18 protein-coding genes are annotated in these 21828 nt (G+C 61.4%); all 18 read right to left on the bottom strand.

Features of this window, described 5'->3' with window-relative positions:
- Positions 1–50: 50 nt before the first annotated feature.
- Positions 51–896, bottom strand: a complete 846-nt coding sequence (kdsA, locus tag M5C71_RS24255) for a 3-deoxy-8-phosphooctulonate synthase (RefSeq protein WP_100938597.1) — start codon at positions 894–896, stop codon at positions 51–53.
- A gap of 18 nt (positions 897–914) precedes the next feature.
- Positions 915–2546, bottom strand: a complete 1632-nt coding sequence (locus M5C71_RS24250; RefSeq protein WP_103496390.1) for a CTP synthase — start codon at positions 2544–2546, stop codon at positions 915–917.
- A 274-nt stretch (positions 2547–2820) separates the two neighbouring features.
- On the bottom strand, positions 2821–4149 hold the full coding sequence (gene tilS / locus M5C71_RS24245) for a tRNA lysidine(34) synthetase TilS (RefSeq protein ID WP_177099789.1): 1329 nt from the start codon (positions 4147–4149) through the stop codon (positions 2821–2823).
- Positions 4150–4191: 42 nt separating this feature from the next.
- Positions 4192–5139 carry an acetyl-CoA carboxylase carboxyltransferase subunit alpha gene (locus M5C71_RS24240; protein ID WP_103496388.1) on the bottom strand — a complete coding sequence of 316 codons (948 nt, stop codon included), beginning with the start codon at positions 5137–5139 and terminating at the stop codon, positions 4192–4194.
- 149 nt (positions 5140–5288) lie between these two features.
- Complete coding sequence (dnaE, locus tag M5C71_RS24235; protein ID WP_103496387.1) at positions 5289–8810, bottom strand: DNA polymerase III subunit alpha; 3522 nt, start codon at positions 8808–8810, stop codon at positions 5289–5291.
- 213 nt (positions 8811–9023) lie between these two features.
- Positions 9024–9650: a ribonuclease HII gene (gene rnhB / locus M5C71_RS24230; RefSeq protein WP_248768905.1), complete on the bottom strand. Its 627-nt coding sequence runs from the start codon at positions 9648–9650 to the stop codon at positions 9024–9026.
- Between the two features lie 11 nt (positions 9651–9661).
- Positions 9662–10792 (bottom strand): lipid-A-disaccharide synthase, encoded by a 1131-nt coding sequence (gene lpxB / locus M5C71_RS24225; protein ID WP_248768889.1) that lies wholly within the window; start codon positions 10790–10792, stop codon positions 9662–9664.
- Positions 10793–10794: 2 nt separating this feature from the next.
- Positions 10795–11571, bottom strand: coding sequence for an acyl-ACP--UDP-N-acetylglucosamine O-acyltransferase (lpxA, locus tag M5C71_RS24220; RefSeq protein ID WP_103496384.1), 777 nt, complete (start codon positions 11569–11571; stop codon positions 10795–10797).
- On the bottom strand, positions 11568–12008 hold the full coding sequence (gene fabZ / locus M5C71_RS24215; RefSeq protein ID WP_040064770.1) for a 3-hydroxyacyl-ACP dehydratase FabZ: 441 nt from the start codon (positions 12006–12008) through the stop codon (positions 11568–11570). The genes lpxA and fabZ overlap by 4 nt, the downstream gene beginning before the upstream one ends.
- Before the next feature lie 114 nt (positions 12009–12122).
- Positions 12123–13178, bottom strand: a complete 1056-nt coding sequence (gene lpxD, locus M5C71_RS24210; protein ID WP_103496383.1) for a UDP-3-O-(3-hydroxymyristoyl)glucosamine N-acyltransferase — start codon at positions 13176–13178, stop codon at positions 12123–12125.
- Positions 13179–13181: 3 nt separating this feature from the next.
- The gene (locus tag M5C71_RS24205; protein ID WP_103496382.1) at positions 13182–13685 is read right to left on the bottom strand and encodes an OmpH family outer membrane protein; all 504 of its coding nucleotides are present in this window, start codon (positions 13683–13685) and stop codon (positions 13182–13184) included.
- Positions 13686–13730: 45 nt separating this feature from the next.
- Positions 13731–16118: an outer membrane protein assembly factor BamA gene (gene bamA / locus M5C71_RS24200; RefSeq protein WP_248768888.1), complete on the bottom strand. Its 2388-nt coding sequence runs from the start codon at positions 16116–16118 to the stop codon at positions 13731–13733.
- A 75-nt stretch (positions 16119–16193) separates the two neighbouring features.
- Positions 16194–17546 (bottom strand): sigma E protease regulator RseP, encoded by a 1353-nt coding sequence (rseP, locus tag M5C71_RS24195; RefSeq protein WP_103496380.1) that lies wholly within the window; start codon positions 17544–17546, stop codon positions 16194–16196.
- Between the two features lie 51 nt (positions 17547–17597).
- Complete coding sequence (gene ispC / locus M5C71_RS24190; RefSeq protein WP_103496379.1) at positions 17598–18788, bottom strand: 1-deoxy-D-xylulose-5-phosphate reductoisomerase; 1191 nt, start codon at positions 18786–18788, stop codon at positions 17598–17600.
- Positions 18785–19591, bottom strand: a complete 807-nt coding sequence (locus tag M5C71_RS24185) for a phosphatidate cytidylyltransferase (RefSeq protein ID WP_103496378.1) — start codon at positions 19589–19591, stop codon at positions 18785–18787. The genes ispC and M5C71_RS24185 overlap by 4 nt, the downstream gene beginning before the upstream one ends.
- Positions 19591–20346, bottom strand: a complete 756-nt coding sequence (gene uppS / locus M5C71_RS24180) for a polyprenyl diphosphate synthase (protein WP_177099783.1) — start codon at positions 20344–20346, stop codon at positions 19591–19593. The genes M5C71_RS24185 and uppS overlap by 1 nt, the downstream gene beginning before the upstream one ends.
- A gap of 16 nt (positions 20347–20362) precedes the next feature.
- Complete coding sequence (gene frr / locus M5C71_RS24175; protein WP_100938582.1) at positions 20363–20920, bottom strand: ribosome recycling factor; 558 nt, start codon at positions 20918–20920, stop codon at positions 20363–20365.
- Positions 20917–21660 (bottom strand): UMP kinase, encoded by a 744-nt coding sequence (gene pyrH / locus M5C71_RS24170; protein WP_003172271.1) that lies wholly within the window; start codon positions 21658–21660, stop codon positions 20917–20919. Before pyrH ends, frr begins: the two co-directional genes overlap by 4 nt.
- Positions 21661–21828 lie beyond the last annotated feature (168 nt).

Here is a 21828-nt window from a genome sequence, read left to right as displayed (position 1 = left end):
CCCGAGTCCAGAGCCTTGAATCGTGCGGTACTTTACCGGAGATTTAAGGATTACGCGGTTTCTACCGTCGGAAAACTCTTCACCAGTGTGTCCAAAGCCTTGAGTTGGGCCAGGAACGGTTCCAGCTTGTCCAGGCGCAGGGCACAAGGCCCGTCGCACTTGGCGTTGTCCGGGTCCGGATGCGCTTCCAGGAACAGCCCGGCCAGACCCTGGCTCATGCCGGCCTTGGCCAGGTCGGTGACCTGGGCCCGACGGCCACCGGCGGAATCCGAGCGACCGCCCGGCATCTGCAGGGCGTGGGTCACGTCGAAGAACACCGGGTATTCGAACTGCTTCATGATGCCGAAGCCGAGCATGTCCACCACCAGGTTGTTGTAGCCGAAGCTCGAACCGCGCTCGCAGAGGATCAACTGGTCGTTGCCCGCTTCCACGCACTTGCTCAGGATGTGTTTCATTTCCTGGGGCGCGAGGAACTGGGCCTTCTTGATGTTGATCACCGCGCCGGTCTTGGCCATGGCCACCACCAGGTCGGTCTGGCGCGACAGGAAGGCCGGCAACTGGATAATGTCGCAGACCTCGGCGACCACGGCCGCCTGGGCCGGCTCGTGGACGTCGGTAATGATCGGCACGCCAAACGCCTGCTTGATGTCCTGGAAAATCCGCATCCCTTCTTCCAGGCCGGGGCCACGGTAGGAGGTGACGGACGAACGGTTGGCCTTGTCGAAGCTCGCCTTGAATACGTAAGGAATACCGAGTTTCTCGGTCACTTTCACGTACTCTTCACAGACCTGCATCGCCATGTCCCGGCTTTCCAGTACGTTCATGCCGCCGAACAGCACCATCGGCTTGTCGTTGGCAATCTCGATGTCGCCTACGCGGATGATCTTTTGGGCCATGCTCTTATCTCTCCGAGATCACGCGTTCTTCTGGTGTTGAGCCAAGGCCGCCTTGACGAAACCGCTGAACAGCGGATGGCCGTCGCGCGGGGTCGAGGTGAACTCGGGGTGGAACTGGCAAGCGACGAACCATGGATGATCCGGGGCCTCGACCACTTCCACCAACGAGCCATCACCGGAGCGACCGGAAATCTTCAGGCCGGCTTCGATGATCTGCGGCAGCAGCTTGTTGTTCACTTCGTAACGGTGACGGTGACGCTCGACGATCACGTCCTTGGCATAGCAATCGTGCACCAGGGATCCGGCTTCGAGCAGGCAATCCTGGGCACCGAGGCGCATGGTGCCGCCCAGGTCGGAGCTTTCGCTACGGGTCTCGACCACGCCGGTGGCATCTTCCCACTCGGTGATCAGGCCGACCACCGGGTGACCGCTGGTGCGATCGAACTCAGTGGAGTTGGCGTCTTTCCAGCCCATCACGTTACGGGCGAACTCGATGACCGCCACTTGCATGCCCAGGCAGATACCCAGGTACGGCACCTTGTTCTCGCGAGCGTACTGGACGGCGGTGATCTTGCCTTCCACGCCACGCAGGCCGAAACCACCAGGAACCAGGATGGCGTCAACGCCTTCGAGCAGTGCGGTGCCCTGGTTTTCGATGTCTTCGGAGTCGATATAACGCAGGTTGACCTTGGTACGGTTGGTGATGCCGGCGTGACTCATCGCTTCGATCAGCGACTTGTAGGCGTCCAGCAGCTCCATGTACTTGCCGACCATGGCGATGGTGACTTCGTGTTCCGGGTTCAGCTTGGCGTCGACCACCGCTTCCCACTCGGACAGGTCGGCACCGCCACATTGCAGGCCGAAACGCTCGACGACGAAATCATCCAGGCCCTGGGAGTGCAGGATGCCGGGGATCTTGTAGATGGTATCGGCGTCTTCCAGCGCAATCACCGCACGTTCTTCAACGTTGGTGAACTGGGCGATCTTGCGACGCGACGAGATATCGATCGGGTGGTCGGAACGGCAGACCAGCACGTCCGGCTGCAGGCCGATGGAGCGCAGCTCCTTGACCGAGTGCTGGGTCGGCTTGGTCTTGGTTTCGCCGGCGGTGGCAATGTACGGCACCAGGGTCAGGTGCATCAGCATCGCGCGCTTGGCGCCGACTTCGAAACGCAACTGGCGGATGGCCTCGAGGAACGGTTGCGACTCGATGTCGCCGACCGTGCCGCCGATTTCCACCAGGGCCACGTCGGCATCGCCGGCGCCCTTGATGATGCGGCGCTTGATCTCGTCGGTGATGTGCGGGATCACCTGGATGGTGGCCCCCAGGTAATCACCACGACGCTCCTTGCGCAGCACGTGCTCGTAGACACGGCCCGTGGTGAAGTTGTTGTTCTGGGTCATGGTCGTGCGGATGAACCGCTCGTAGTGACCCAGGTCCAGGTCGGTCTCGGCACCGTCGTGGGTGACGAAGACTTCACCGTGCTGGAACGGGCTCATGGTGCCCGGATCGACGTTGATGTACGGATCCAGCTTGAGCATGGTGACTTTCAGTCCCCGCGCCTCCAGGATGGCCGCCAATGAAGCCGAGGCAATGCCTTTCCCCAATGAAGAAACAACACCGCCCGTGACGAATATGTAGCGCGTCATGAAAAACCCTAGAAGTCTGCGTTAAAGCGGTCCGAGCCGCCGGGGAAAGCGAAGGAAGGCCGAAGCCCCCGATTACCTGCGATCATCACAGTGCACCTTTCGAAAAACTGCTGCGTTGAGACGGTCCGCAGGGTTGAACCCGCGGTACGGTGCGCGCTACACATTTTTTGGAATCGCCCGGCAAAGACAGCCTGGTAATCGGCAACTCCTGCAATTGCTGGCAATCCACAGAAGTTGTATCAAGAAGGGAGCGTAGTCTACCGGAAAGCGCCTTTCAGCTCAAACCTTGATCGCTCGAAGGTGGCTGCCAATGCAAATGCCAGTCACCCAACGCCCCGCCGTCCAGGCCCGGCAGGTTCGCCACGGCCAGCAATTCGTCGCCTCGATAGAGCAGCGGCAATCGGCCGCGGACAAACCAGGGCACCCCACTTTCGTTAAGCAGGCGCTTCAGATCGCGGTGTCCGCGGTCCGGCAGGTGCAAAACCTCACCACCCTGACGATAGCGAACCTGCAAGGGACCGGCCGGTGCCTCGCCGACCACCAGCAGTTCGCCATTGTCCGGCAGCTCCAGCGGTCGATTCGGGCAGTTCCAGGCGATATCCGCCGACGGCTGGCGCAACCAGGACCCGCTCAACCACCATAAATGCTCGTCGGCACGGTGCAGCTCGCCCTCGGCCAGGCGCCATTTCGGCCGGGCATCATGGGCGGCATCGCGCAGATCGTCCCAACCAGCCCAATGGTCGCTGTCCGGCAGCCGGGTCAACGGTGCCAGCCAATGCCGCAGGGCGTTGCGCTGCCGGGCCGGAGACAGGTCGATCAAGGCGTCGAGGGCCAGCGACGGTATGCCAAGCCAGACATGCCGGGAATGCGCCAGGGCATCGTCGAGGTCGACTTCGGCCAGTTCGTCGAGCAGCTCCTGGGCCTCGCGCAGGTGCGCGGCGCTGCGCACCATGCTGCTCACCGCTTGCGGCCAGCGCTCGGTCAGTCCGGGAAAAACCCGGTGACGGAGGAAGTTGCGCGAGAACTGCTGGTCACTGTTGGACGGGTCTTCGATCCAGCGCAGCTTGTGCTGACGGGCATAACCCTCGAGCTCGGCCCGGGAAACGTCCAGCAGAGGCCGCACCAGATAGCCGCCGCCGACCTCGCGCTGCGCCGGCATGGCCGCCAGGCCACGCACCCCGGCGCCGCGCAGCAGTCGAAAGAGCAGGGTTTCGGCCTGGTCTTCGCGATGCTGGGCGGTGAGCAGTACGTCGTGCAACTGGGTGACCCCGGCAAAGGCCAGGTAACGCGCATCGCGGGCGGCGCGCTCAAGACTGGCGCCCAATTGCACGCTGACACGGATCACCTGCAAAGGTATCCCGAGTTCATCACAGACGGCCTGGCAATGTGCCGGCCAGCCGTCGGCCGCCGCCTGCAGCCCGTGATGGACATGCAAGGCGGCAATCCTGGGCAGGGGCCGGGTTTTCGCCAGGCTGGCGAGCAGGTGCAGCAGCACGGTGGAGTCCAGGCCGCCGGAGAAGCCGATCCGCCAGGTCTGGGCATTACGCCAGGGCGAAAGGGCTTCGAGCAGCCTGGAAGGCAGATCGATATCAGGCTGACGCATGGGTTGCCCCCCGCGCTGGCTCACGAACGATAACGCGCGCTATCAGAGACCGTAGCTCATCAGACGCTCGTAACGACGAGCCAGCAGCGCATCGTTGTCGAACTTCTTCAGCATAGCCAACTGCGTGCTGAGTTCGGCACGAATCGAGGCCGCCGCCGTGGCCGGATCGCGATGGGCGCCGCCCAGGGGCTCGGAAATCACCTTGTCGACGATCCCCAGGCCCTTGAGGCGCTCGGCCGTGATGCCCATGGCTTCGGCGGCGTCCGGGGCTTTATCGGCGGTTTTCCACAGAATGGAAGCACAGCCTTCCGGGGAAATCACCGCGTAAGTCGAGTACTGCAGCATGTTCAACTGGTCGCACACGCCGATGGCCAAGGCACCGCCGGAACCACCCTCACCGATCACGGTGGCGATGATCGGCGTTTTCAGCCGCGCCATCACCCGCAGGTTCCAGGCAATCGCTTCGCTCTGGTTGCGCTCTTCGGCGTCGATGCCCGGGTAGGCACCCGGGGTGTCGATAAAGGTCAGGATCGGCATCTTGAAGCGCTCGGCCATTTCCATCAGGCGGCAAGCCTTGCGGTAGCCTTCCGGACGCGGCATACCGAAGTTGCGACGGACCTTCTCGCGCACTTCACGGCCCTTCTGGTGGCCGATAATCATCACCGGCTGGTCGTCCAGGCGGGCAATACCGCCGACAATCGCCGCGTCGTCGGAGAAATGCCGATCGCCGTGCAGTTCGTCGAACTCGGTGAAGATGTGGTTGATGTAGTCCAGGGTATACGGACGACGCGGGTGACGCGCCAGACGCGCGATCTGCCAGCTGGTCAGCTTGCCAAAGATATCTTCGGTCAGCGTGTTGCTCTTGTCCTGCAGGCGGGAGATCTCATCGCCGATATTCAGCGAATTGTCGTTACCGACCAAGCGCAGCTCTTCGATCTTGGCTTGCAGGTCAGCGATCGGCTGTTCGAAATCAAGAAAATTCGGGTTCATAAGCATCCGTCTTGGGTCGAGCACAGTAGTTTTTACACAGCCTGGCCGGCCGATTGATCTGTATCGCGCCCTACCTTACGGGATATGGCGCGCTCAGGTCGAGATTAAAAATAGGGTCAAGGTCGGCGCGCACCAAGTGCGCCACCGTCCTAACGGTATTGGAGGAAGACGTTGTCTCGCCCGAACTGGTCACGCAATGCCTGAATCAGACTGTCCGCCGGGTCGATCCGCCAGCTCTCGCCGAACTGCAACAAGGCCTTGGCGTCGCTGCCGGTGTACTCCAGGGTGATCGGGCAGGCCCCCCGGTGCTTGCCGAGCAATTCCCCCAGCCAGCGCAGTTGATCGCCCTTGAGCGCGGCACTTTGCAGCTTCAGGCGCAGGCTTTCGGCCAGGTTGGTGCGCGCATCTTCCATGCTCATCACCCGCTTGACCCGCAGGCGCAGGCCGCCGGAGAAGTCGTCGTTGCTGACCTCGCCTTCGACCACCACCATGGCATCGGTCTGCAGCAGCGACTGGGCCGACATGAAGGCATCGGCGAACAACGAGGCCTCGATCCGTGCCGAACGGTCGTCGAGGGTGATAAAGCCCATCTTGTCGCCTTTTTTGTTTTTCATCACCCGCAGGTTGATGATCATCCCGGCGACTGTCTGGGTATCCCGGGCCGGCTTCAGGTCGATGATTCGCTGACGGGCAAAGCGGCGGATCTCGCCTTCGTACTCGTCGATCGGGTGACCGGTGAGGTAGAGGCCGAGGGTATCTTTCTCGCCCTTCAGCCGCTCCTTGAGGGTCAGTTCCTTGGCCTTGCGGTGATTGGCGTAGACATCGGCATCTTCTTCGACGAACAGCCCGCCAAACAGGTCGGCATGGCCGCTGTCGTGGGTCCGCGCAGTCTGCTCGGCGGCCTTGATCGCCTCTTCCATCGCCGCCAGCAACACCGCGCGGTTACGGTCGATATTGGCCTGGTAGGCCTTGGTCTCGTCATGGAAATACGGGCCAAGGCGATCCAGCGCCCCGCTACGGATCAAGCCGTCGAGGGTGCGCTTGTTGATACGCTTGAGGTCGACCCGGGCACAGAAATCGAACAGGTCCTTGAACGGCCCCTCCTGGCGTGCTTCGGTGATCGCCTCCACCGGCCCTTCGCCGACGCCTTTGATCGCGCCGAGGCCATAGATGATCCGGCCTTCGTCGTTCACCGTGAACTTGAACTCCGAGGCGTTCACGTCCGGCGCGTCGAGGCGCAGCTTCATGGTGCGCACTTCCTCGATCAAGGTCACGACCTTGTCGGTGTTGTGCATATCCGCGGACAGTACCGCGGCCATGAACGGCGCCGGGTAGTGGGCCTTCAGCCAGGCGGTCTGGTAGGAAACCAGGCCGTAGGCGGCGGAGTGGGATTTGTTGAAACCGTAACCGGCGAATTTCTCCACCAGGTCGAAGATGTTACCCGCCAGGTCCGGATCGATATTGTTGCTCGCGCAACCTTCGATGAAACCGCCGCGCTGCTTGGCCATTTCCTCGGGCTTTTTCTTACCCATGGCCCGGCGCAGCATATCCGCGCCGCCGAGGGTGTAACCGGCCATGACCTGGGCGATCTGCATCACCTGTTCCTGATACAGGATGATGCCGTAGGTCGGCGCCAGCACCGGCTTGAGGCCTTCGTACTGGTAATCGGAGTGCGGATATGCCAGTTCGGCGCGACCGTGCTTGCGGTTGATGAAGTCGTCCACCATGCCGGACTGCAGCGGGCCCGGACGGAACAGCGCCACCAGTGCGATCAGGTCTTCCAGGCAGTCGGGCTTGAGCTTCTTGATCAGTTCCTTCATACCACGGGATTCCAGCTGGAACACCGCCGTGGTCTCGGCCTTCTGCAACAGGCTGTAGGTCGGCTTGTCGTCCAGCGGGATAAAGGCGATATCCAGCGGCGGTTCGTTGACCTTGGCGCGATCCCGGTTGATGGTCTTCAGCGCCCAGTCGATGATCGTCAGGGTCCGCAGGCCGAGGAAGTCGAACTTCACCAGGCCGGCCGCCTCCACGTCGTCCTTGTCGAACTGGGTCACCAGGCCGTCGCCTTCCTCGTCGCAGTAGATCGGCGAGAAGTCGGTCAGCTTGGTCGGCGCGATCACCACGCCACCGGCGTGTTTACCGACGTTACGCACCACGCCTTCGAGCTTGCGCGCCATCTCCCAGATTTCCGCCGCTTCTTCATCGACCTTGATGAAGTCGCGCAGGATCTCTTCCTGCTCGTAGGCTTTTTCCAGGGTCATGCCGACTTCGAAGGGGATCATCTTCGACAGGCGATCCGCCAGGCCGTAGGACTTGCCCTGGACCCGCGCCACGTCGCGCACCACCGCCTTGGCGGCCATGGAACCGAAGGTGATGATCTGGCTCACGGCGTTGCGGCCGTACTTCTCGGCCACGTAGTCGATCACCCGGTCGCGACCATCCATGCAGAAGTCGACGTCGAAGTCGGGCATGGAAACCCGCTCCGGGTTGAGGAAACGTTCGAACAGCAGGTCATATTCCAGCGGGTCGAGGTCGGTGATCTTCTGTACGTAGGCCACCAGGGAACCGGCACCCGACCCCCGGCCAGGACCCACGGGCACGCCGTTGCTCTTGGCCCACTGGATAAAGTCCATCACGATCAGGAAGTAACCGGGGAAACCCATCTGGATAATGATATCCAGCTCGAAATTCAGCCGGTCGACATAGACCTGGCGCTTGGCTTCATAGTCTTCGGTGGTGTCCCTGGGCAGCAGGACCGACAGGCGTTCTTCGAGGCCGTCGAAGGACACCTTGCGGAAATATTCGTCGATGGTCATGCCATCGGGGATCGGGAAGTTGGGCAGGAAGTGCTTGCCCAGCTTCACTTCGATATTGCAGCGCTTGGCGATCTCGACGCTGTTTTCCAGGGCGTCGGGCAGGTCGCTGAACAGCTCGGCCATTTCCTCGGCGCTTTTGAGGTATTGCTGGTCGCTGTAGTTCTTCGAACGGCGCGGATCGTCGAGGGCCCGGCCCTCACCGATGCAGACGCGGGTTTCGTGGGCCTCGAAGTCTTCCTGCTTGATAAAGCGCACATCATTGGTCGCCACCAGCGGCGCACCCAGCTTGTCGGCCAGGGCCACGGCGCCGTGCAACTGCTCTTCGTCGTTGGGACGGTTGGTACGCTGGACTTCCAGGTAGAAACGGTCCGGGAACACCGCCATCCATTCGCGGGCCAGGGCTTCGGCTTCAGCGGCGTTGTCGCCGAGCAGGGCCATGCCGATCTCGCCCTCCTTGGCCGCCGAAAGCATGATCACGCCTTCGCTGGCCTCGGCCACCCACTCGCGCTCGATGATGACCATGCCGTTGCGCTGGCCATCGATATAGCCACGGGAAATCAGCTCGGTGATGTTGCGGTAGCCGACGGCGTTCATCGCCAGCAGGCTGATGCGGCTCAGCGGGGCATCGGGATCCTTGTTCGACAGCCACAGGTCGGCGCCGCAGATCGGCTTGATCCCGGCGCCCATGGCGGCCTTGTAGAACTTGACCAGGGAACACATGTTGTTCTGGTCGGTCACCGCCACGGCGGGCATGTTCAGGCCGTTCAGGGCCTTGACCAGCGGCTTGATCCGAACCAGGCCGTCGACCAGGGAGTACTCAGTGTGCAGGCGTAGATGAACGAATGAAGCCGGCATAGTGATCCTGTCTATATCTGTAGAAACAACAAGGCCCGGAAATCCGGCGCTTAAAGCTACTGCGCTCGGTAATCCTGCGTTGAAAAGAGGCTCGAAATGCTCATTGACTGCAGTCAACTGCGCTTTCTCGCCTCTTTTCGCCTTGTCTTACCTTCGCTCGCTACGCTTTAAGACGCCGGATTGTACCGGGCCTTGGCTAAAACATCAGCAGCGTTAAAGTTCGCCGGACCGCCCATGACTCTCATAGGCCAGCCGTACCGGCGCGAAGGAGCGTCGGTGAATCGGCGTCGGCCCCAGCCGCTGCAAGGCTTCCAGGTGCACCGGTGTCGGATAGCCCTTATGCCCGCCGATGCCATAACCCGGGTAGATCAATTCGACAGCTGCCATTTCACGATCACGGCTGACCTTGGCCAGGATTGACGCCGCCGCGATCGCCGGCACCTTGCTATCGCCCTTGACCACCGCTTCGGCTGGCATCGGCAACTTCGGGCAACGGTTGCCGTCGATCATCGCCAGCTTGGGCTGGATATGCAGGCCTTCGACCGCCCGCTGCATTGCCAGCATGGTGGCATGCAGAATGTTCAGTTCATCGATTTCCTCGACTTCGGCGCGGGCGATACACCAGCTCAGGGCCTTTTCACGGATTTCGTCGTAGAGCTTTTCGCGCCGGGCCTCGGTGAGTTTCTTCGAGTCGTTGAGGCCGAGGATCGGGCGCCTGGGATCGAGGATCACCGCCGCAGTCACAACCGCGCCGCAAAGCGGGCCACGACCGACTTCGTCGACACCGGCCACCAGGTCTTCGGCATCGGCCACCAGGGTGAAGTCCAATCCCATCTGCATTTTCACGCTACTCATACGGCTTTTCCGATCAGCTTCAACACCGCGTCGGCGGCCTGGTTCGAGGCATCCAGGCGCAAGGTGCGATGGATTTCGTCGAAGCCCCGGGTCTGTTCTTCGCCGCCCTCGATCAGCGGCGACAAGGTCTGCGCCAGGGCCTCGGGGGTTGCGTCATCCTGCAACAACTCGGGCACCAGCAGACGCTGGGCCAGCAGGTTGGGCAACGAGATGTAGGGGCTTTTTACCAGACGCTTGAGGATCCAGAAGGTCAGTGGCGCCAGACGATAGGCGACCACCATCGGACGCTTGTACAGCAAGGCCTCCAGCGTCGCCGTACCCGAGGCGATCAACACCGCGTCGCAGGCGGCCAGGGCCGTGTGGGACTGGCCGTCGAGCAGGGTCAGCGGCAGATCGCGCCCCACCAGCAAGGCCTCGATCTGGGTACGCCGCTGCGGGCTGGCGCAGGGCATGACAAAACGGATAGCGGGATGCATCTCCCGCAGGCGTTGCGCGGTATCGAGGAACAAGCCGCCCAGGCGCCCGACTTCGCCGCCACGACTGCCCGGCATCAGCGCCACCAACGGACCGTCCGGCAAGCCGAGTTCGGCCCGCGCTTGCCCACGGTCGGCCTGCAAGGGGATGGCGTCGGCCAGGGAATGTCCGACAAACCGCACCGGCACGCCCTTCTCTTCATAGAAGCGCGCTTCGAAAGGGAACAGCGTCAGCATCAGGTCACAGCCTTCGCGGATCTTCAGCACCCGCTTCTGCCGCCAGGCCCAGACAGACGGGCTGACGTAATGCACGGTCTTGATCCCGGCACGGCGCAGCTTGAATTCGATATTCAGGGTGAAATCCGGCGCATCGATGCCAATAAACACATCGGGCTTTTCGGCAATCAGCGTCTGGATCAGCAATTTGCGGCGCTTGAGCAGCTCAGGCAGACGGCCGAGCACTTCCACCAGGCCCATCACCGACAGCCGCTCCATGGGGAAATAGGAAACCAGGCCTTCGGCCTGCATCAGCGGGCCACCGACCCCGATAAACTCGACTTCAGGATGCCTGGCCTTGAGCGCCCGCATCAGACCAGAGCCGAGAATGTCGCCGGAGGCTTCCCCGGCGACCAGCGCAATTCGCAAAGTCGCCATGATCAGCGGGTGATGCCGCGGGTCGAGGACTGGATCGAATCGAGAAACACCGCCACTTCCGGGTACTGCGCGGCAGGTTCGGCCAGCTCGGCGATGGCTTGTTCCACCGTCAGCCCCTGGCGGTACACCACCTTGTAGGCCCGGCGCAGGGCGTGGAGCACTTCCTCGCTGAAACCACGCCGACGCAAGCCTTCGAAGTTCATGCTACGGGCTTCAGCGGGGTTGCCGAAGACCGTGACATAGGCAGGAACATCCTTGCCGATGGCGGTGCCCATGCCGGAAAAGCTGTGGGCGCCGATATGGCAGAACTGATGGACCAGGGTGAACCCCGAGAGGATCGCCCAATCCCCCATGTGCACATGCCCGGCCAACGCGGTGTTGTTGACCAGGATGCAGTGGTTGCCGATCACGCTGTCATGACCGATATGGGCGTAGGCCATGATCAGGTTGTGGTCGCCCAGGGTGGTTTCCGAGCGATCCTGTACCGTGCCCCGGTGGATGGTCACACCTTCGCGGATAACGTTGTGGTCACCAATGACCAGGCGCGTCTCTTCGCCTTTGTACTTGAGATCGGGCGTGTCTTCGCCTACCGAGGAAAACTGGTAGATGCGGTTGTGTTTGCCGATCCGGGTCGGGCCCTTGAGAATCACATGCGGCCCGATCACTGTCCCCTCGCCGATTTCCACACCTGCGCCGACGATCGACCAGGGGCCGACCTCAACGCCCTCGGCCAGTACGGCCGTGGGATCGATGATTGCGCGAGGGTCAATCAAACTCATACTTTCTGTTCCGCACAGATGATCTCGGCCGAGCAGACCGGCTTGCCGTCAACCGAAGCCTGGCACTCGAACTTCCAGATCTTGCGCTTGCAGCTGATGAACTTGGCTTCGAGGATCAACTGGTCGCCCGGCAGTACCGGCTGGCGGAAACGCAGCTTGTCGGAGCCGACGAAGTAGTACAGGGTACCGTCGGAAGGCTTCACGTCGAGCATCTTGAAACCGAGGATGCCGGCAGCCTGGGCCATGGCTTCGATAATCAGCACGCCCGGCATGATCGGATGCGCCGGGAAGTGGCCGTTGAAGAAAGGCTCGTTGATGCTGACATTCTTGTAGGCACGAATGCGCTGGGCCTCGACATCCAGTTCCACCACCCGGTCCACCAGCAGGAACGGGTAACGGTGAGGCAGGTATTCGCGAATCTCTTTGATGTCCATCATTTCGTGGGGAAGCCTGTAGTAAAGAGTGGGAGCGCGCCACGCGCGGCTCCTCTAGCAAATCAAGAAGGCAGCTTGCGTACAAACCCAGGCGGCTACTTGATATGGAAAATGGTATCAGCCATCTGATGAAGCATTACCGTCCGGGGTCACGTCGCCTACCCGCTTTTCCAGCTGCCGCAGGCGCCGGGCCATGTCGTCGAGCTGGCGAATACGCGCCGCGCTCTTGCGCCACTCGGCGGCCGGCTGCATCGCCGTACCGGAAGAATAGGCACCCGGCTCGGTAATCGAGTGGGTGACCATGGTCATCCCGGTCAGGAAGACGTTGTCGCAAATCTCGATATGCCCCACCAGGCCGACGCCACCGGCGAGCATGCAGTGCTTGCCGATCTTGGTGCTGCCGGAAATCCCGCAGCAGGCGGCCATGGCCGTGTGATCGCCGACCTGAACGTTGTGGGCGATCTGAATCTGGTTGTCGAGCTTGACCCCGTTGCCAATGATCGTGTCGGCCAGGGCACCGCGGTCGATGGCGGTATTGACGCCGATCTCCACATCATCACCGACGGTCACGCCACCGATCTGGGCAATTTTCTGCCAAATACCCTTTTCATTGGCGAAGCCGAAGCCTTCACCGCCGAGCACGGCACCAGACTGGATCACCACCCGCTTGCCGATGCGCACGTCGTGGTAAAGCGTGACCCGTGGCGCCAGCCAGCCGCCTTCGCCGATTTCACAGCGAGCACCGACAAAACACTGGGCGCCGATGGTCACGCCAGCACCAATCCGCGCAGCGCTCTCGATCACCGCAAAGGCACCGATACTGGCGGTCGGATCGACCTGGGCATCGGCAGCCACCACCGCGCTCGGGTGAATCCCGGCAGGCGCTTTGGGCTTGGGATCGAACAGGTGCGAAATACGCGCATAGGCCAGGTAAGGATCAGCCACCACCAGCGCATCGCCGGCATAACCTTCGGCGTCGGCGGCCTTGAGCAACACGGCGCCGGCCTGGCTGTCAGTGAGGTATTTGCGGTACTGGGGATTTGCCAGAAAGCTCAACTGAGCTGGGCCAGCCTCCTGCAAGGTGGCTAGCCCAGTGATTTGTTTCTCCTCGTTGCCACGTAGGGTGGCACCGAGGATCTCGGCCAATTGGCCGAGCTTGATGGTCGCTGTCATGGATTACTTCAGCTGGTTCATGCGCTCGATCACCTGGCGGGTGATGTCGTACTGCGGTTTGACATCGATCACGGCGCCACGCTCGAACACCAGGTCAAAGGCACCTTTCTTGATGACTTCTTCCACGGCGCTATCCAGCTTGGGCTTGAGCTGCTTGAGCATCTCGCGGTCAGCAACGGCTTTTTGCTCGTTCAGTTCCTTGGACTGGAACTGGAAGTCACGGGCCTTTTGCTTGAATTCCAGCTCCAGACGCTCGCGTTCGCCCTGCTGCATCTTGTCGCCACCGGCCACCAGACGATCCTGGATACCCTTGGCACTGCTTTCCAGGGCCTGGAGCTTGGTCAGTTGCGGACCGAACTTCTTCTCGGCATCGACGGCGTACTTCTTGGCTGCGTCGGATTCCAGCAGGGCCATCTGATAGTTCAGGACCGCGATTTTCATTTCGGCAAAGGCCGGGGTCGCTACCAGAACAGTGGCCAGCAGAACCAGTTGAGTCAACTTACGCACAATAAACTCCTACAAAATCCGTTGTCGTTATCTAGGGTCAGGCCGTTAGAAGGTCTGACCGAGGGAGAATTGGAACACCTGGGTTTCAGCGTTACTAGGCTCTTTGACCGGCACGGCCAGGGCAAAACTCAATGGCCCCAGGGCGGTTACCCAGGTCACGCCAACACCCACGGAACTGGCCATATTGCTGAAACTGATGTCGTTGCACTGCGTCTGCGACAGCGTGCCATTGGTGTTACGGACCTGTTCGCACTTGGAGTCGAATACGTTACCCACGTCCCAGAACAGCGAGGTGCGCAGCGAACGCTGGTCTTTCACGAATGGCAGCGGGAACAACAGCTCCGCACCACCTTGAATCAGTACGTTACCACCGAACGGCAATGGATTCGTGCTGGTATCGGCAATCGTACCGGCGTTACCGGTCACATCCACACCGCGACTTGGCGTACCACGTGGGCCCAGGGTACTGTCCTTGAAACCACGTACCGAGTTGAAACCACCAGCGTAGTAGTTCTCATAGAACGGCAGGCCGTTGGTCGAACCATAGCCGTCGCCGTAACCCAATTCGGTATGGAAACGCATGGTGTAGGTGTCGCTCAACGGCTGGAATACCTGACCACGGTAGTCGAGTTTGAAGAACAACAGGTCACTGCCTGGGATGGTGCTTTCCAGGGTCAGGCTCTGGGAGTGACCACGGGTCGCCAGGACGCCTTTGTTCAGGGTCGAATCCGACCAGCCGAGGGAGGCCTTGTAGTTCAGGAACTCGTCGCCCTGGGTGTTAACGAAGTTGAAGATTTCGTCGACGGTGTACTGGCCGGTCTGGATCTTGTCCTGCTGGGCCGTCAGGCCGAAGGTCAGGCGCGATGTCTCGTTGATCGGGTAACCGACGCTGACGCCAGCACCCAGGCTGTCCACGGCATAGCTGGCAACGCTGACATCGAGTTCGCTGTAGTCAGTGGTGCGGTAGAACACGTTGTAGCCCAGGCTGACACCGTCCGGCGTCCAGTAGGGGTCGACATAACCGAAGTTATAGCGGCTCTGGTACTGGCTGCGGGTCAGGCCGATGCTGACCTTGTTACCGGTACCGAGGAAGTTGTTCTGGGTGATCGAACCGCCCAGGATCAGACCGGCGCTCTGGGCAAAACCGACGCTGGCGGTAATCGAACCCGAGGCTTGCTCTTCCACGGTGTAGTTCACGTCAACCTGGTCATCGACACCCGGAACAGCCGGGGTTTCGACGTTGACCTCCTTGAAGAAGCCCAGGCGTTCAAGACGGGTCTTGGACTGGTCGATCAGGTAGGTGGAAGCCCAACCGCCCTCCATCTGACGCATTTCACGACGCAGCACTTCGTCCGCGGACTTGGTGTTGCCACGGTAGTTGATACGGTTGACGTAGGCACGCTTGCCCGGGTCGACCACGAAGGTGATATCGACGGTGTGATCGTCATCGTGCGGCGTCGGTACGCCGTTGACGTTGGCGAAAGTGTAGCCGTCGTTACCCAGGCGGCGGGTGATCAGTTCCGAGGTGGTGGTCATCAGCTTGCGCGAGAACACCTGGCCCTTCTCCACCAGCAGCAGGGACTTGACCTGGTCTTCCGGCACCTTCAGGTCACCACTGAGCTTCACGTCGCGGACCTTGTACTTCTGGCCTTCGGTGACGTTGACCGTGATATAGACGCTTTTCTTGTCCGGGGTGATGGACACCTGGGTCGAGGCGATATCCATGTTGATATAGCCGCGGTCCAGGTAGTAGGAGCGCAAGCGTTCCAGGTCACCGGAGAGCTTTTCGCGGGCATACTTGTCATCGTTCTTGAAGAACGACAGCCAGTTGGTGGTCTTGAGTTCGAACAGATCGATCAGGTCTTCGTCCTTGAATACCGAGTTACCCACCACGTTGATGTGCTGGATCGCGGCGACGGTGCCTTCGTTGATCTTGATCTTCAAGCCCACGCGGTTACGCGGCTCGGGAACGACTTCGGTCTCGACCTCGGCCGAGTAGCGGCCTTGGGCCACATACTGACGCTGAAGTTCGTTACGCACGCCTTCAAGGGTCGCACGCTGGAAGATTTCACCCTCGGCCAGGCCGGACTGTTTCAGCCCCTTCATCAAGTCGTCAGTCGAGATCGCCTTGTTGCCTTCGATATCGATGCTGGCCACCGAAGGTCGTTCAACGACCGTGATGACCAGGACGTTACCTTCGCGCCCCAGCTGGATATCCTGGAAGAAACCGGTTTTGAACAGCGCGCGAGTGGATTCCACCAGGCGACGGTCATCCGCTTGCTCCCCGACATTCAACGGTAACGCGCCAAACACGCTACCAGCGGATACCCGCTGGAGGCCATTGACACGAATATCGGAGATAGTGAAGGACTCGGCGTGAACTTCGGCGATCATCAATACGGTGAGAACCGCAGTTAGCAGCAGACGTTTCATGAAGTCCTTTCTTATTCCAACTGGCAATAAACAAACTGCCGCACAATGCGGCAGATTCGCAATTTTCGCGAAGCGTTACAGTCGACCCAGATCGTTGACCAGGGCAAGCAACATCACCCCAACCACCAAACTGATACCGATCTGAATCCCCCAACCTTGCACCCGATCCGACAAGGGACGACCACGCGCCCACTCGATCAGATAAAACAGCAAATGCCCCCCATCCAGTACCGGGATGGGCAACAAATTCAGAACCCCGAGGCTGATACTCAGATAAGCCAGGAAATTCAGGAAATCAGCGACGCCCGACTGGGCCGAAGCGCCCGCCACTTTAGCAATGGTTATCGGTCCACTCAAGTTTTTTACCGAGAGCTCGCCGAACAACATTTTCTTCAGCGAGTCCAGGGTCAGGACGCTCATGGTCCAAGTGCGTCGAGCACCTTCGCCAATCGCCGCCAGAGGCCCGTAGCTGACCTCTCGAACCATCTCCGGCGGCCAGTCCACCGCCTTGACGCCGGCCCCCAGGTAACCGCTCGCCGCCTTGCCTTCGCCGCGGCTGGCCAAGGTCAGCGGGACGTCGATTTGAGCACCATCACGCTCGACGTGCAGCACAATTTTGGTATCAGGACGTACACGGACCCAATCCACCACCTGCTGCCAATCGTTCAGGGGCTGGTCATTCACCGCCAACAGGCGGTCGCCGGTCTTGAGGCCGGCGGCCTGGGCCGGGCCCTTCGGATCGAGTTCGGCCAGCACCGGCGCCAGCGCCGGACGCCATGGGCGAATCCCCAGAGACTTGATTGGATCGGGCTCGTCGGCGCCTTGCAGCCAATGGTCCAGTGCCAGTTCGCGGGGCGAGTCGGCCGTCGAGCCAGGCTCACGGACCCGCAACTGCAGGGTGCCGCTTTCCCCCAGGCGACGCACCAACTGAAGATTGACCGCGCCCCAACCGGTGGTCGGCTCGCCATCGACGGCGACGATTTCCTGACCGCTGCTCAACCCGGCCTTCTCGGCCAGGCTACCGCTTTCCACGGTACCGATGACCGGACGCACCTGCTGGCTACCGAGCATCGCCAGACCCCAGAAAAACACGATGGCCAGGAGAAAGTTGGCAATCGGGCCGGCGGCGACGATTGCGATGCGCTGGCGCACCGACTTGCGATTGAAGGCCTGGTCGAGCAGCTCCGGCGGGACTTCAGCCTCGCGCTCGTCGAGCATTTTCACGTAGCCGCCCAACGGAATCGCGGCGACCACGAACTCGGTGCCCTGGCGATCGTGCCAACGCAGCAGCGGCATGCCGAAGCCCACGGAAAAACGCAGGACCTTGACGCCGCAACGACGGGCCACCCAGAAATGGCCGAATTCGTGGAAGGTCACCAGCACACCCAGGGCCACCAGGGTGCCGACTATCATATAGAGCGCGCTCATTTACTTTCTCCGCAATCCCAGGTGCCGACAGCCCCGAAGGCTACGCCAGATTCATCGCCCGTGGCGACTCAGCCATTGCTCGGCCAGAGTCCTGGCCTTGGCGTCTGCCGCGAATACCGCGTCGAGCTCATTGACCGCAACCACCGGCTCCAGGTTTAAAACGTCCTCGATGATACTCGCGATCTCAAGGTAGCGGATGCGCCGTTCGAGAAATGCCGCTACCGCCACCTCATTCGCCGCATTCAACATCGCCGGCGCACTGCCTCCGGCCTCGGCAGATTCACGGGCCAGGCGCAGACAAGGGAAACGCTGCTCATCCGGGGCCTGGAAGTCCAGGCGCGCCACGGCAAACAGGTCCAGCGGCGCCGCGCCGGAGTCGATCCGCTCAGGCCAGGCCAGGGCATTGGCGATCGGCGTGCGCATGTCCGGGTTCCCCAACTGGGCCAGAACCGAACCATCCACGTAGTCGACCAAGGAGTGAATCACACTCTGCGGGTGGATCACCACTTCGACCTGGGACGGTTTGGCATCGAACAGCCAGCACGCCTCGATCAGTTCCAGCCCCTTGTTCATCATACTCGCCGAGTCGACCGAGATCTTGCGCCCCATCGACCAGGTGGGATGGGCGCACGCCTGCTCGGGGGTGACATCGGCCAGCTCACCCAGCGGCGTCTGCCGGAACGGACCACCCGAGGCGGTCAGCAGGATTCGCCGCACGCCGACCGCCGCCAGGCCACGGGCGTGATCCTGGGGCAGGCACTGGAAAATCGCATTGTGTTCACTGTCGATCGGCAACAGCACCGAACCGCTCTTGCGCACCGCCTGCATAAAGAGTGCACCAGTCATCACCAGCGCCTCCTTGTTGGCCAGCAAGATCTTCTTGCCGGCTTCGACCGCTGCCAGCGTAGGACGCAAACCGGCCGCGCCGACGATCGCCGCCATCACCGCATCGACTTCGGGATCGGCGGCAATCTGGCACAGGCCCGCCTCCCCCACCAGCACTTCGGTCGCCAGGCCCGCGTCACGCAGCTGTTGCTGCAAACCACGCGCCGCGGACGCCTCGGGCACCACCGCATAGCGCGGGCGATGCCGCATGCACAGGGCAAAGAGTTCCGCCAGGCGGCTGAAACCGCTCAAGGCAAAGGCCTGGTAACGCTGCGGGTGACGCGCGATGACATCCAGGGTGCTCAGGCCGATGGAGCCGGTGGCACCGAGTACGGTAATTTGCTGTGGGCGGCTCACGATGCAGCGATCCACAGGAGTACGGCAAAGGTCGGAATGGCCGCCGTCAGGCTATCGATCCGATCAAGAATGCCGCCATGCCCGGGCAGCAGGTTGCTGCTGTCCTTGATCCCCGACTGACGCTTGAACATGCTTTCGGTCAAGTCACCGACCACCGAAATCACCACGATCAGCGCCGCCCCAAGCAGACTGGCAATCATCTGCCCGACGCCCCAACCGCGCACGACCCCGACCACCGCGGTGATCACCAGGCTCAAGGCCAGGCCGCCGTAGGCGCCTTCCCAACTCTTGCCCGGGCTGACCGACGGCGCCAGCTTGCGCTTGCCGAAGGCCTTGCCAGAAAAGTAGGCACCGATATCGGCGCCCCAGACCAGGACCATCACCGCCATGATCAACCAGTTGCCCAACGGTTCCTGCTTGATCAGGATCAGGCCTTGCCAGGCCGGCAGCAGGATCAGGAAACCGATCACCAGCTTGCTCGCGGTGGTCGACCAGTGCGCGCTGGTGCGCGGGTAGGTCAGCACCAGGAACGCCGCCAACCCCCACCACAATACCGCCGCCCCCAGCACCCAGGGTGCGAGGTTGGGCAGGATGTACATGAAGAACAACAGCACCGCGACCAGCGCCGCATAGGCCACACGGGCCGGCTGCGCTTCAAACCCCGCCAGGCGCGCCCATTCCCAGGCGCCCAGGGTGACGACCAGGCCGATGAACAGCGCAAAGCCTGCGCCCTCGAGCAGGAAGAACCCGCACAAGGCGATGGGCAGGAGAATGAGTGCCGTGATGATGCGTTGCTTGAGCATTAAACCCGGGCTCCTGCTTCGACCTGTTCGCTCGTTTTACCGAAACGACGCTGGCGGGAAGCAAAATCGGCCAGCGCGTTGCGCATGGCTTCGTGTTTGAAGTCCGGCCAGAACAGGTCGGAGAAATACAGCTCGGCATAGGCCAACTGCCACAACAGGAAATTGCTGATGCGATGTTCGCCACCGGTACGGATGCACAGGTCCGGCAACGGCAGGTCGCCGGTGGCCAGACAGGTCTGCAGCAGCTCGGGGGTAATATCGTCCGGACGCAGATGCCCGGCCTGTACTTCACGGGCCAGACGCTGAGCCGCCTGGGCGATATCCCACTGCCCGCCGTAGTTGGCGGCAATCTGCAGAATGAAGCGATTGCTGCCGGCCGTCGCCGCTTCCGCATCGCGCATCGCCGCTTGCAGCTCGGGGTGAAAGCGCGAGCGGTCGCCAATGATCCGCAGGCTTATATTGTTCTCGTTGAGACGCTTGGCCTCGCGGCGCAGCGCCTTGAAGAACAGGTCCATCAAGGCGCTGACTTCGTCGGCGGGACGCTGCCAGTTCTCGCTGGAGAACGCGAACAGGGTCAATACCTCGACCCCGGCCTCGGCACACACTTCAATGACGGCGCGCACTGCGTCGACGCCAGCCTTGTGCCCGGCAACACCGGGCAAAAAGCGTTTCTTGGCCCAGCGGTTATTGCCGTCCATGATGATTGCAACATGGCGCGGTACCGAGGACGGCACAGCCTGCTTGGTCTTTTCCATGGAAGCGTCCTGACCCTTAAACGGCCATCAGGTCCGCTTCTTTTTGCTTCACGGCCACTTCGATTTCCGCCACGAACTTGTCGGTCAGCTTCTGGATATCGTCAGCCGCACGACGTTCTTCGTCTTCACTGATCTCTTTTTCCTTGACCAGATCCTTCAGGTCACCCAGCACATCGCGACGAATGTTACGCACGGCAATGCGAGCGTTTTCCGCTTCTTCGCGCGCTTGCTTGGTGAAACCACGACGGGTTTCTTCGGTCAGCGCCGGCATCGAGATCAGCAGCAGCTCGCCCAGGTTGGTCGGGTTGAGGTTCAGGCCGGCGCTGCCGATCGCCTTGTCCACGGCACCGAGCATGTTGCGCTCGAACGCCACGACCTGCAGGGTGCGCGCGTCCTTGACGGTGATGTTGGCGACCTGCTTGATCGGGGTGTCAGTGCCGTAATAAGGCACCATGACGCCTTCCAGGATGCTTGGGTGAGCCTGCCCGGTACGAATCCGGCCAAATGCATGGGCCAGGGATTCCAGGGACTTCTTCATGCGCTCTTGAGCGTCTTTCTTGATTTCGTTGATCATTGCTGGCCTTCCTCGATCAGGGTTCCTTCAGCGCCGCCATGCACGATGTTCAGCAGGGCGCCGGGCTTGTTCATGTTAAATACGCGCAGCGGCATCTTGTGATCGCGGCACAGGCAGATAGCGGTGAGGTCCATGACACCCAGCTTGCGATCCAGCACTTCATCGTAGGTCAGATGATCGAACTTCTCGGCATGCGGGTCTTTGAATGGGTCCGCGGTGTAAACGCCATCGACCTTGGTCGCCTTGAGCACCACATCGGCGTCGATTTCGATCGCACGCAGGCAGGCTGCCGAATCCGTGGTGAAAAACGGATTGCCGGTACCAGCCGCGAAGATCACCACTTCCTTGGCGTTGAGGTGACGCATGGCCTTGCGGCGATCATAGTGATCGGTCACGCCGACCATGGAAATAGCCGACATCACGATGGCCGAGATATTCGCACGTTCCAGCGCGTCGCGCATCGCCAGTGCATTCATCACGGTGGCCAGCATACCCATGTGGTCGCCGGTGACACGGTCCATCCCGGCGGCACTCAAGGCGGCGCCGCGGAACAGGTTACCACCGCCAATCACCAGACCGACCTGGACACCGATGCCGACCAGTTGGCCGACTTCCAGCGCCATGCGATCCAGAACCTTCGGGTCGATCCCGAACTCTTCCGAGCCCATCAGGGCCTCGCCGCTAAGTTTGAGTAGAATGCGTTTATAGCGAGCTTGATAGCCACTGCCCTGCTGAGCCATTGCGAATCTCTCCTGCGGCGTTTAAAAAAAACTTGCGAGCTGTTTGCAGCCTGCGCTTACTCTAGCTTGGCGCTGCTACAGCGCCATCAGAACACAACCTTGTAAGTCGGTTCCGAATGGAAAAAGAGAAACCTCTCCTCCCATTTGAAAAGAGGCTGCGCGCGTGAG

This window comes from Pseudomonas sp. MWU12-2345 (assembly GCF_023242385.1).
Taxonomy (GTDB): Bacteria; Pseudomonadota; Gammaproteobacteria; order Pseudomonadales; family Pseudomonadaceae; genus Aquipseudomonas; species Aquipseudomonas gingeri_D.
This window is presented reverse-complemented; position numbering and strand designations above follow the sequence as displayed.